General features: G+C 47.5%; 8 protein-coding genes. 4 read left to right on the plus strand and 4 right to left on the minus strand.

Features of this window, described 5'->3' with window-relative positions; genetic code table 11:
- Positions 1 to 2: 2 nt before the first annotated feature.
- Entirely contained in the window at positions 3 to 695 is a 693-nt protein-coding gene (locus tag QUA16_RS12800; protein ID WP_333103721.1) for an MAE_28990/MAE_18760 family HEPN-like nuclease, read from the plus strand.
- On the opposite strand, the gene QUA16_RS12805 is transcribed toward QUA16_RS12800, so the two are convergent.
- The 3 genes from QUA16_RS12805 to QUA16_RS12815 all read right to left on the minus strand — a co-directional run bounded on the left by QUA16_RS12805 (position 692) and on the right by QUA16_RS12815 (position 4,796).
- A complete protein-coding gene (locus QUA16_RS12805) occupies positions 692 to 1,732 on the minus strand; it encodes a DNA cytosine methyltransferase (RefSeq protein ID WP_333103720.1) in 1,041 nt (346 codons plus the stop codon). The two genes, QUA16_RS12800 and QUA16_RS12805, sit on opposite strands and share 4 nt — an antisense overlap.
- 253 nt (positions 1,733 to 1,985) lie before the next feature.
- Positions 1,986 to 2,954 (minus strand): arsenosugar biosynthesis arsenite methyltransferase ArsM, encoded by a 969-nt coding sequence (gene arsM / locus QUA16_RS12810; protein WP_333103719.1) that lies wholly within the window; start codon positions 2,952 to 2,954, stop codon positions 1,986 to 1,988.
- Between the two features lie 213 nt (positions 2,955 to 3,167).
- Complete coding sequence (locus tag QUA16_RS12815) at positions 3,168 to 4,796, minus strand: hypothetical protein (protein WP_333103718.1); 1,629 nt, start codon at positions 4,794 to 4,796, stop codon at positions 3,168 to 3,170.
- A 773-nt stretch (positions 4,797 to 5,569) separates the two neighbouring features.
- On the opposite strand from QUA16_RS12815, the gene psaA reads away from it, so the two are divergent.
- The 3 genes from psaA (at position 5,570) to QUA16_RS12830 (ending at position 11,221) form a co-directional block, all read left to right on the plus strand.
- Positions 5,570 to 7,864 (plus strand): photosystem I core protein PsaA, encoded by a 2,295-nt coding sequence (gene psaA, locus QUA16_RS12820; RefSeq protein WP_333103717.1) that lies wholly within the window; start codon positions 5,570 to 5,572, stop codon positions 7,862 to 7,864.
- A 110-nt stretch (positions 7,865 to 7,974) separates the two neighbouring features.
- The gene (gene psaB / locus QUA16_RS12825) at positions 7,975 to 10,203 is read left to right on the plus strand and encodes a photosystem I core protein PsaB (protein WP_333103716.1); all 2,229 of its coding nucleotides are present in this window, start codon (positions 7,975 to 7,977) and stop codon (positions 10,201 to 10,203) included.
- A gap of 262 nt (positions 10,204 to 10,465) precedes the next feature.
- Positions 10,466 to 11,221 (plus strand): class I SAM-dependent methyltransferase, encoded by a 756-nt coding sequence (locus QUA16_RS12830; protein ID WP_333103715.1) that lies wholly within the window; start codon positions 10,466 to 10,468, stop codon positions 11,219 to 11,221.
- Positions 11,222 to 11,325: 104 nt separating this feature from the next.
- On the opposite strand, the gene QUA16_RS12835 is transcribed toward QUA16_RS12830, so the two are convergent.
- Positions 11,326 to 11,475, minus strand: a complete 150-nt coding sequence (locus QUA16_RS12835) for a hypothetical protein (protein WP_333103714.1) — start codon at positions 11,473 to 11,475, stop codon at positions 11,326 to 11,328.
- Positions 11,476 to 11,869: the final 394 nt, after the last annotated feature.

Raw genomic sequence — 11,869 nt, forward strand, 5'->3', positions numbered from 1 at the left:
CTATGCAAACAGTTCTTTTAGATTTCCAGACCCGTGTCCAAGAAGTCAATCAATATTTTGAATTTCTGGAGACGCTTATCCAAGAAACAACAAAATCACCCGTGTCAGCAGATAATGGTGAACAAAAAAATACAGCTATCGATTCCGAACTGGCAAAAATACTCAAAGCGAATGCTTTTTTACTCCTATACAATCTTGTTGAATCAACTATGCGTAATGCCATAGAAGCGATATTTGCTGAAATAAGTAGTAAAAAAATTTCTTTTAACTCTCTGAGAACTGAGCTCAAAAAAATAGTTATCTATAACTTCAAGAACCGCTCACCCGATAAGGTTCATTCTAAGATAAAAGATATTTCTCTTGATATTATTACTTCGGGCTTCAATAGTAGAGAATTATTTTCAGGTAATGTTGCTCGGAAGGTGATTACAGAAACAGCTAGAAATTATGGATTTTCTTTTGATACTGACTACTCCAAAACTAAACACGGTGAACACTTAGAGGATATCATGGAGCATCGTAACGATTTAGCCCACGGCAATAAATCATTTGCAGAAGTTGGACAAAAGGTCAGTATTGAGGATTTGCTCAAGTTCAAGGAAGAGGTAATAGAATACCTCCAGCAAATATTGCAAAATATTCAAGACTATTTAGACAAGGAAGAATATTTAGATAAATCTATACACTCTCCTTAATTTACTTGGTGGATGTGTTCTAAAATACTTCGAGCTATTGCTATCCCTAGCTTAACAGGCACAGCATTCCCAATTAATCGCCCTACTAGATCGATCGGTACTGGTTCATCAGGGGGTACAAAGTGATATGCTGGTGGAAAAGTTTGTAATAAAGCTGCTTCTCTAAGAGAGATAGCCCTATCCTGTTCTGGATGACCAAACCGACCATTACCAAAACCGAAACACTGCGTAGTAATAGTTGGACTAGGTTTATCCCATTCCATTCTACCATATACTGCAGGATAAGTTTTACCGCTTATTTTTAAGTGGCATTCTGCGATTAAGTTTTTAGGCCAATCTCGCCAAGTTCCTCCAGGTTTGGAAGCACGAATACGACGCAGATTTAATTCAGAAAGTTTACTACATCTATGTAGCCAATCTCTTTTAGAAGCTTGACCCGCAGAAAGGGGTTCAAGGTGTTCAATAGTTTGTCGTACTGTTTTGTATCGTTCTGGGTGATGTGTGGCTGGAATTAAGTTGATTTTACCAAATTTTGAAGCAAGTAAGACTAATCGCTTTCGAGATTGCGGAATTCCATAATCTAAACAGTTAACTTCATAAGACTCAAAGCAATAATTTAACTTTTTCAACTGGTTAATAAATTCATCAAAAACTGAATGATGTTTTAACTGAAGCACATTTTCCATAGAAATAACCTCTGGTTGGCATTCTTCAATCAGACGAGCAAAATCGCGACATAGTTTCCACTTCAATTGTTGATCGTTGTAGCGTCTTGAATAACTTGAAAATGGTTGACAGGGAGCGCATCCTGCTAAAATGTTTATACTACTTGTAGAAAAATGTTCTGCCAAATCAGAACCGCTGATATTTGCGACATCTTGTAATATAAATTTTGCTTTGTTGTTGTGTTCGTATGGAAATTTACACGCAGGATCGATATCATATCCAGCTTTGACTGGAAGACCTGCTTGTTCAAACCCATGCGTTAGTCCTCCAGCACCACAAAATAAATCTACTGTAGAGATGCTTATCGTCATTAACTCCCTCTTGTTAGGATACCTGACCCAACAGGGTAGTCTAGCGTATTTGACTACGAACTACAAGACAGCGAGTTAGCACATTACTTTTACTGATTGTACCTCATGCGGTTGAAAACCGCTCTATACCAGACTGGCAAATATACCGGGCGCTCAGAAATCGCACAGTTTACGGGTACACAGACAAAACCCGCCTGCGCGGTTTCAACCAGCTTCATTTGTGTAGGCGCGGTTTAAACCGCCATTTTTTCACCTAACAGCAACCGCCGCCGTTATAATGCCAAGTCGAATCCGTAATTAACACCTTATCAGGCATTAATCCCCCCAACTTCCCAGCAGTTTTATCGCAGACAGCCGCCGGAACTCCCCGCTGCAAAACGTGACCCGCCCCGTCATCAAACAGCTCTTCAGATCCCGTATAAATCGCCGTCTTGCCAGTGAAAATGCAAGCTCCATCATCCGGTACATCCACTTTGAAAGACACCGAATCTAGGCTTTCTAACAGCAAATCTGCATCCAATTGATAATTGTGTTTGTCCAGCAATCGGTAAGGACGGCGCGCCCGCACTTCGACTTGCCCAAAACCAACGTCTACAAGCTGTTGAACATATTCTTCGTATGTCAAAGCGCCGGACAAACACAGGGCCCGCAAGCGTTGGTCTTCCTTCAAATGCTGCGGAATGGGGCGAGTTGCGATCGGATCGCTCATCAACAATCTGCCACCCGGTTTTAACACCCGATAAGTTTCTTTTAATGCTTTAGCTAAATCCGCTGGTTCAAAGATATTAAACAAGCAGTTTTGGGCGACAACATCTACAGAAGCATCCGGCACCGGCAACGCAAAAGCATCGCCTTCACAAATTTCTACAAAACTCGGATCGAACCAATCATTTTCGTGGGCGGCTAGTTGCAAGTTTCGTGCAGCCGCATCTCGCATTGCTGGAACCGGATCGACGGCAATAACCGCTCCTTTGTGTCTAGAAAAATATGCAAATTGTAGTGCTTCCAATCCGCCGCCGACGCCTACATAAAGCACGAAGGGATTGCCGACAAGTTCGGCGGCGTGAACGGTTGTGCCGCAGCCGTAATTCATTTCTTGCATTTGTTGGGGAATTTTTAATCCTGGCAATTGCAAGGGGCTGCTTTGGACGCAGCAAAGTCCGATTTGGGGTGTTTCGGCAACATCGCTGTAGAATTTGGCGGCTGTTTCGAGGTAGGTCATTTTTTAGTGTCCTAATTTTTGATTTTTGACCGCAGATGGATCGCGGGCGGGACGCCCATGCCACGAATCCCAGAAAGATTTTGTTAGGTGGCAAATTCGACTGGATCGCGGGCGGGACGCCCATGCCACGAAGCCCAGAAAGATTTTGTTAGGTGGCAAATTCTACTGGATCACGGGCGGGACGCCCATGCCACGAAGCCCAGGAAGATTTTGTTAGGTGGCAAATTCGACTTTTTGTTCGGATTTTGGCTGATTTTCTGGTTCGGAAACTGTTGTTTCGGGAGGGGCTAATTCGCTGGTTGGCTGGCTAGGAGTTTCAGCGGCAACTGGTGGCGTTGGCGGTACAAGATTGGGAGACTGTTCTGGTATTGCGGGAGCAACTACTTTTGGTACTGGAGCTTTTTCTGTTATTTCTGGCAGGGTTGGTGGCTCTGAAGGATTAGCAGGTTGGGGTTCTTGACGCAAGAAGTTGCGGAACCGATTGTAGTATCCTTTATATTCCTGTTTTTTTGTTTGGGGAGATGCTGTTGGGGTCGGTTCTATTATTTTAACGGGTGCAACAAGTTTCGGGGTTTCTAACTGTGGAGTTGCTGCCGGTGTCGGTTCTATTACTTGAACTGGTTCTACAATTTTCGGCGCTTCGAGTTGGGGGGTTACTGTCGGTGTCGGTTCTATTGCTTGAATTGGTTCTACAATTTTCGGCGCTTCGAGTTGGGGGGTTGCTGTCGGTGTTGGTTCTATTACTTGAATGGGAGCAATTTCGGGAGCGACTGTTGGCTCTAAGCTCGGTTGGGTAACAGGGGTTTCTGGAACCGCTGGTGAGGGTTGGACAACTGGTGTTTTTTCTAATGCAGGTGTCGGTGTCGGTTCGGGGGTTGGGGTTGGTGTCGGTTCGGGGGCTTGGTAGGTACGATCGACTATACCGCGACTTTCTGCTGCTGTTAGTTCGCCCCGCACTAATTTAGAAAGAGGCTCTTGGCCGAGCGGTTGGAAATTTATCAGTCTGACTGTATTATTAAAGGCGTTTTTGACGATATTTCCCCGCTCGTCAATTAATTCTAGCTGTACCCAGTTTTTCCCTGGTTTGAATCCTTTAAGATATATAGGTTGCCACTGATCGATCGCAAAGCTTTGGCCGTTGACTGTGGCTCGAATTTTCCAATCGAGTATTTCATCTTGGGAATTTTCTTGCGCCACTTCGTGCGCGGGGGCATTTGTCAAGTAAAAGTCGAGCAGGATGGGTTCTGCCCCGTAGCTGCCCTGCGGGCTGTTGTACGTTAATAGGGGCAATGTTCGATCGGGATTATTATTGTCTGTTTTGGTAAAAATGTGAAAGGTGGTTTGAGCTGCGGCACCTTCGTTTTTAAAGCTTTCTTCCCAAGGGCGGGCGGCGAACACCTGCAGGGTATGGGTTCCGGGTTCTAAGTCGGAGAGCGTTAAAGGTTGTTTGATGTCGTAAACTGCTGCATAAGGTTGGTTGTCTAATAAAACTTGCAGATGGGGGCCCAAACCCAAGTTTGCATCTTTGAAAATGGGCAAGTCCTTCACTTGGAACTCAACAGATACATTTATATCCTGAAGCACTGCGTCAGGTTTTGGATTCAAAATACTAATTTGAGGCTGGTAGATTTCTAGAGCCTGACGCAGTTGTTGAATGGCTTCTGGGGGAGAAACCTCTGAGATTCTGTTTACTGGGGCGGTAGCTGAGCCGATCTTGTTCCCTGATTTGGGCAATTCGGGATGGCCCGCGCCACAACTTGCTAAACCCAAAATTAATACTGCTACTGCGAACAATGCCACCAGCCTGCCCGCAACCGTTCTGTGCCAATTGATCCCAATCACGCAACCATACTCCTAGAAGCCTTCTCATAGGGAACTATAGCCCAAAAATGAATTTAGTATTGGGGAATTGCCGGCTTTGGAATTCCCAAGTCGCGTAGGAACCCGGATTGAGGCAGCAGCGGGCAACCCATCCTCTCCGACTCTTAATTGCCGCAGCCTTTTTGCCAAACATATAGCGGTTCTCAAGCGTGGTGAGGTATGGGGGTGAGTCCTAGGCTTAGGCTTAGGCCTATGCCCTATGCCCACGGAGGCCTATGCCCTATGCCCGCGTGATCACCTCATGTTACTGAGAAAGGCTATATATCTACAAATGAGTATTCCTAAATTACCTTATCTTTGAGTTTTGTAAAGTTAATGGCAGTACCCCTTGACTTTTTCGAGGGACTGTGGGATTTAAAGGCGTTATTACATCAAGAATTGAGCCTTTTTTAAGTATTGTTAACAAGCGATTAATACTTCTCTAGCAAGCTTATAATTCATAAAACTCCCTCAAAAGGAGCAGCCGTATCAAGTCTGAATCAAGGACGCGATCGGCGGCTCCAGATAGCGAGAAGAGTTGGCAGTACCCAGGCACATTGTTAGCGACACTGGGAAACTGGCTTCTTCACAGAAGCAAAATGCTTGGGGAGACGATGCACCTGGGTCTAGCTCTGCAAAGAGTAAAGTGCCGTGTAGTGTCGGCTTTTTCGAGAATCCCCCGCCTAATCAAGCGTGGGGAGTGTCCGGTACAGTGTTCAGTTCTCGTTCCTTGTCTTACCGAGAGGAGAGTCTTCATGACCATTAGTCCTCCAGAGCGAGAGGTAAAAGCTAGGGTAGTAGTCGATAAAAATCCGGTTCCAACTTCTTTCGAGAAGTGGTCAAAACCCGGTCATTTTGATCGCACTCTAGCTAAGGGGCCAAAAACCACCACTTGGATTTGGAACCTCCACGCTAACGCTCACGACTTTGACAGTCATACAAGTGACTTAGAAGACGTTTCGCGCAAAATCTTTAGCGCTCACTTCGGCCACTTGGCAGTAATCTTCGTATGGTTGAGCGGCGCATATTTCCACGGCGCTAAATTTTCCAATTACGAAGCTTGGCTGACAAATCCTACAGCCATCAAGCCCAGCGCTCAAGTGGTCTGGCCGATTTTTGGTCAAGAAATTTTAAATGCAGATGTAGGCGGCGGCTTTCACGGGATTCAGATCACCTCTGGTCTATTCCAACTGTGGCGCGCCAACGGCATCACTAACTCATACCAGCTATATTGCACTGCGATCGGCGCCCTGGTAATGGCAGCTTTGATGCTGTTTGCCGGTTGGTTCCACTATCACGTCCGCGCTCCGAAACTGGAATGGTTCCAGAACGTGGAATCGATGATGAACCACCACTTGGCAGTTTTGTTAGGCTGCGGGTGCTTGGGCTTCGCAGGACAACAAATTCACGTGGCTCTGCCGATCAATGCTTGCATGGACGCGATCGATGCAGGTGCACCGCTGACAGTCGGCGGCAAGCTGATCAAAACAGTTGCCGACATCCCCCTGCCGCACGAGTGGATTTTGACACCGGGCTTGATGGCTGACATCTACCCGAGTTTCGCTAAAGGTTTAACCCCCTTCTTCACCCTCAACTGGGGCGCATATACAGACTTCCTGACCTTCAAAGGCGGTCTGAACCCCACCACAGGCGGTTTGTGGCTGACTGATACAGCACACCACCACTTAGCTTTGGCAGTGCTATTCATCGTCGCTGGTCATATGTACCGGACGAACTGGGGCATCGGCCACAGCATGAAAGAAATCCTAGAGAACCACAAAGGCCCCTTCACTGGTGAAGGTCACAAAGGTCTCTACGAAATCCTGACTACTTCTTGGCACGCGCAACTGTCGATTAACTTGGCACTGATGGGCTCTTTGAGCATCATCGTGGCTCAGCATATGTACGCGATGCCTCCGTATCCGTACATCGCGACCGACTACCCGACTCAGCTATCCCTGTTCACCCACCACATGTGGATTGGCGGATTCCTGATTGTTGGAGCAGCCGCTCACGGAGCAATCTTCATGGTTCGGGACTACGAACCGAGCGGCAACGTCAATAACCTGCTCGATCGCGTGATCCGTCATAGAGATGCGATCATTTCCCACCTGAACTGGGTTTGTATATTCTTGGGCTTCCACAGCTTCGGTTTGTACGTTCACAACGACACGATGCGCGCTTTCGGTCGTCCTCAAGATTTGTTCTCGGATACCGGGATTCAGTTGCGTCCGATATTTGCCCAGTGGGTGCAAAACATCCACGCCTTGGCTCCGGGCACAACAGCGCCTAATGCTACGGAAATCGTCAGCCACGCATTTGGCGGCGGTGCAGTAGTAGTCGCCGGCAAAGTAGCGATGATGCCGATCGAGTTGGGTACGGCGGATTTCATGATCCACCACATCCACGCTTTCACCATTCACGTTACAGTCCTGATTCTCTTGAAGGGCGTGTTGTTTGCACGCAGTTCTCGCTTGGTTCCTGACAAAGGCAACTTGGGCTTCCGGTTCCCTTGCGACGGCCCAGGCCGTGGCGGCACCTGCCAAGTTTCTGGTTGGGATCACGTGTTCCTAGGCTTGTTCTGGATGTACAACTGCATCTCGATCGTGATTTTCCACTTTAGCTGGAAAATGCAGTCGGACGTGTGGGGAACAGTATCGCCAGACGGCACAATTTCTCACATTACCGGTGGCAACTTCGCACAAAGTGCGATCACGATTAACGGCTGGCTGCGGGACTTCCTTTGGGCGCAAGCTTCTCAGGTGATTCAGTCCTACGGTTCGGCACTGTCGGCCTACGGTCTGATGTTCCTAGCTGGACACTTCGTCTTCGCCTTCAGCTTGATGTTCCTGTTCAGCGGCCGCGGCTACTGGCAAGAACTGATTGAGTCGATTGTTTGGGCTCACAACAAGCTCAAGGTAGCTCCGTCGATTCAGCCTCGCGCTCTGAGCATTATTCAGGGTCGGGCTGTGGGTGTAGCTCACTACCTCCTAGGAGGAATTGTCACTACGTGGGCATTTTTCCTAGCGCGAATCATTTCGGTAGGGTAAACTACCCCTAGGTTTTGGATTCTCGATTTGGGAGGAATCTCAAATCGAGAATCCAAACTCCGAACCGAATCCCTTCAATTTTGTTCAGGATTCAGGATTAATCAAGGCTTATGGCAACGAAATTTCCAAAATTTAGCCAAGACCTTGCCCAAGACCCGACCACACGGCGGATCTGGTACGGGATTGCCACAGCACACGACTTTGAAAGCCACGATGGCATGACCGAAGAAAATCTTTACCAAAAGATTTTTGCTTCTCACTTCGGCCACGTAGCAATCATTTTCTTGTGGACATCGGGCAGCCTGTTCCACGTAGCATGGCAAGGTAACTTTGAACAGTGGATTAAAGACCCTCTAAACGTCCGCCCGATCGCTCACGCGATTTGGGACCCGCAATTCGGCGCTCCTGCTGTAGAAGCTTTCACTCAAGGGGGCGCTTCTAACCCGGTGGATATCTCTTACTCCGGTGTCTACCATTGGTGGTTCACCCAAGGGATTCGGACAAACGCCGACCTGTATCAAGGAGCTATCTTCTTGTTACTGCTGGCCGCTGTATTCCTGTTCGCAGGTTGGTTGCACCTCCAACCCAAGTACCGCCCCAGCTTGTCTTGGTTCAAAAATGCTGAATCTCGCCTCAACCACCACTTGGCTGGTTTGTTCGGTGTCAGCTCTTTGGCTTGGACTGGTCACATGGTTCACGTTGCTATCCCCGAATCTCGCGGACAGCACGTAGGTTGGGACAACTTCTTGTCTACCCCACCTCACCCGGCCGGTTTGGCTCCGTTCTTCAGTGGTAACTGGGGCGTATACGCCGAGAATCCAGATGCAGCAAACCATGTCTTCGGTACTTCCGAAGGCGCTGGAACCGCAATTCTGACTTTCTTGGGTGGCTTCCACCCTCAAACAGAATCCCTGTGGCTGACAGACATCGCTCACCACCACTTGGCGATCGCAGTTCTGTTTATCGTTGCCGGTCACATGTACCGGACTAACTTCGGTATCGGTCACAGCATCAAAGAGATGTTGGATTCTAAGGCTGGTTTGGTCGGCGGCAAGAGTGAAGGACAGTTCAACTTGCCTCACCAAGGCTTGTATGAAACCTACAACAACTCTCTGCACTTCCAACTGGCATTTCACCTCGCTGCTTTGGGCGTAATTACCTCCTTGGTAGCACAGCATATGTACGCGATGCCTCCCTACGCTTTCATAGGTAAGGACTTCACGACTCAGGCTGCGCTTTACACCCACCACCAGTACATTGCTGGATTCATCATGGTCGGCGCTTTCGCCCACGGAGCTATCTTCTTGGTGCGGGACTACGATCCTGAAGCAAACAAAGGCAACGTGCTCGATCGCGTGTTGCAGCACAAAGAAGCGATTATCTCTCACTTGAGCTGGGTGTCGCTGTTCTTGGGCTTCCACACTCTCGGCTTGTACGTTCACAATGACGTTGTAGTTGCTTTCGGAACTCCTGAAAAGCAAATCTTGATTGAACCAGTGTTCGCACAGTTCATCCAAGCTGCTCACGGAAAAGCTCTCTACGGCATGGACGTGCTGTTGTCTAACCCTGACAGCATTGCTTCTACCGCTTGGCCCAACTACGGCAACGTATGGCTCCCAGGCTGGTTGGATGCGATTAACAGCGGTACTAATTCTCTGTTCTTGGCGATCGGACCTGGCGATTTCTTGGTTCACCACGCGATCGCACTAGGCTTGCACACCACCACCTTGATCTTGGTCAAGGGCGCTCTGGATGCACGCGGTTCTAAGCTGATGCCGGACAAAAAAGACTTCGGTTATGCTTTCCCTTGCGACGGCCCCGGCCGTGGCGGTACTTGCGACATCTCTGCTTGGGACGCGATGTACCTGTCTGTATTCTGGATGTTGAACACCCTAGCTTGGGTAACGTTCTACTGGCACTGGAAGCACCTGGGCATCTGGCAAGGTAACGTGGCTCAGTTCAATGAGTCTTCTACCTACCTGATGGGCTGGTTCCGCGATTACCTCTGGCTGTATTCTTCTCAGTTGATCAACGGTTACAACCCGTATGGTACTAACAACTTGTCAGTCTGGGCTTGGATGTTCTTATTCGGACACCTTGTTTGGGCAACTGGTTTCATGTTCCTGATCTCTTGGAGAGGTTACTGGCAAGAGTTGATCGAGACTTTGGTTTGGGCTCACGAGCGCACTCCTTTGGCTAACTTGGTTCGCTGGAAAGACAAGCCTGTTGCTTTGTCCATCGTCCAAGGTCGTTTGGTTGGCTTAGTTCACTTTACTGTGGGCAACGTCCTCACTTACGCGGCCTTTGTAATTGCCTCGACAGCCGGGAAATTCGGGTAACTCTGAACTCTGGTTTCTAGGTAATTAAATGAAATCCCCTGCCTTCTGGCGGGGGATTTTTTTGTATAGCAGGAGGAAGTTCGGCAACGGATTGTGTAACGGATGTAACGGATGGATGGAATAAGATCGATGGGTCGAAACAAAATGCAGTTCGATTAATGTTTATCGGCGGGACAATGCAAAGTGGTTGGCTGAGTCTGTCAAGCAGGAATAAAAGTGCGATTGCAACTAAATTTTTGAGGTAGTCTGCTGGAACGAAGTCATGACACAGTGGTACAAGGAAGACCTCGCATATATTCATGATGTTGGGCATAGCGATTATGCTCTCAAATCTGCCCCTGGTATATTGAATATCTTGGCCCAAAACAACCTAGAAGAAGGTTTAGTCGTGGACTTGGGTTGTGGCAGCGGATTATCAGCACTAGAATTCAGAAAGGCTGGTTATCGTGTTCTGGGAGTTGATATTTCTGAGTCTTTGATTGCAATTGCCCGAAAAAGAGTGCCAGATGGCGAGTTTCGAGTTGAGTCGCTGTTTAAAACTGATATCCCACCGTGTAATGCTGTCACCTCGATCGGCGAATGTTTGAATTATCTGTTTGATGCAGACAACGATCGCCAAAACCTGGTGCAATTTTTCCGTCGCATTTATCACGCCTTAACCGAGGGCGGTGTTTTCATTTTTGACATTGCAGATCCCGGACAGATTGTAGCAGGAAACACAACCAAAGGATTCACCGAAGGAAAAGATTGGATAGTTCTGGTTGAGAAGGAAGAAAATCAAGAGAATGAAACTTTAATTCGCCGCATCATTTCTCTTCGTAAAGTAGGGGAAACCTACAGGCGAGATGATGAAATACACTGTTTGCGGTTGTACAAGGCAAAAGATATTGCTGAAGCACTCGATCGCGTAGGTTTTCAAGTTGAAATCATAGGTAGTTATGGTGAGTACAACTTGCCAAAAGCTCATGCAGCATTCGTTGCACGTAAACCCTTTTTAGAGGGCAACTCGATCGCATAAGTGACTTGAGGGTCGCTCGGCTTTTTCACTTCACCAAAAGCCCGATCGCCCTTCTCCCCTCAAATCTCCCCTTTCACCTGCATCTGATCTACCTGATGGGCCAATTATTGCGAGCGCTTTTCGTCCAACTCGTCAATCGCCAGCATCCAGACATAGAAAATTTCCTTCACCGTTAGTCGGGTTGCTAGCGCCTTTTTCTGCACAATATCCTTGATAATAGGGCTGACTCCAATGGCGGTACTTGCTCGGGTCACGAAACTAACCGGAGATTAACAACTTCGATTAAATCTTAGGACTTTTAACCAGAGTTTTTCGCTGCGATGCAACTTGTTTAACCGCGTTTTGACAAGACGCAACACAATGTGAAGTCAATTAATCAGCAAATGCTGACTTATCTAAGAAATATTACAAAATCTACCGTAAGATAATTTGATGCTAAAGTTATCAAGTGATGTGACGATTGCTCGCTCTTTACCATCGCCTCTTTACCATCGCACAGAGCGAAAGACTAAGTTTAGTTTGGCTTATACTTCGGTTGCCGGCTTCTTAAGCCTATGTATCTGTAAATCACTTAAGTAGGTAGGCGTAAAAAAACCAAATCATGTTAAGATAAGTAAACACTCAAGATTTGATTTACAAAATCAACAA

The organism is Microcoleus sp. S13_C3 (assembly GCF_036700905.1).
Lineage (GTDB): Bacteria > Cyanobacteriota > Cyanobacteriia > Cyanobacteriales > Microcoleaceae > Microcoleus.

What these genes read in the sequence shown, in the direction of transcription:
- QUA16_RS12800 (WP_333103721.1), top strand. Translation starts at nt 3, where the DNA reads ATGCAAACAGTTCTTTTAGATTTCCAGACCCGTGTCCAAGAAGTCAAT.
- QUA16_RS12805 (WP_333103720.1), bottom strand. Translation starts at nt 1,732, where the DNA reads ATGACGATAAGCATCTCTACAGTAGATTTATTTTGTGGTGCTGGAGGA.
- arsM (WP_333103719.1), bottom strand. Translation starts at nt 2,954, where the DNA reads ATGACCTACCTCGAAACAGCCGCCAAATTCTACAGCGATGTTGCCGAA.
- psaA (WP_333103717.1), top strand. Translation starts at nt 5,570, where the DNA reads ATGACCATTAGTCCTCCAGAGCGAGAGGTAAAAGCTAGGGTAGTAGTC.
- psaB (WP_333103716.1), top strand. Translation starts at nt 7,975, where the DNA reads ATGGCAACGAAATTTCCAAAATTTAGCCAAGACCTTGCCCAAGACCCG.
- QUA16_RS12830 (WP_333103715.1), top strand. Translation starts at nt 10,466, where the DNA reads ATGACACAGTGGTACAAGGAAGACCTCGCATATATTCATGATGTTGGG.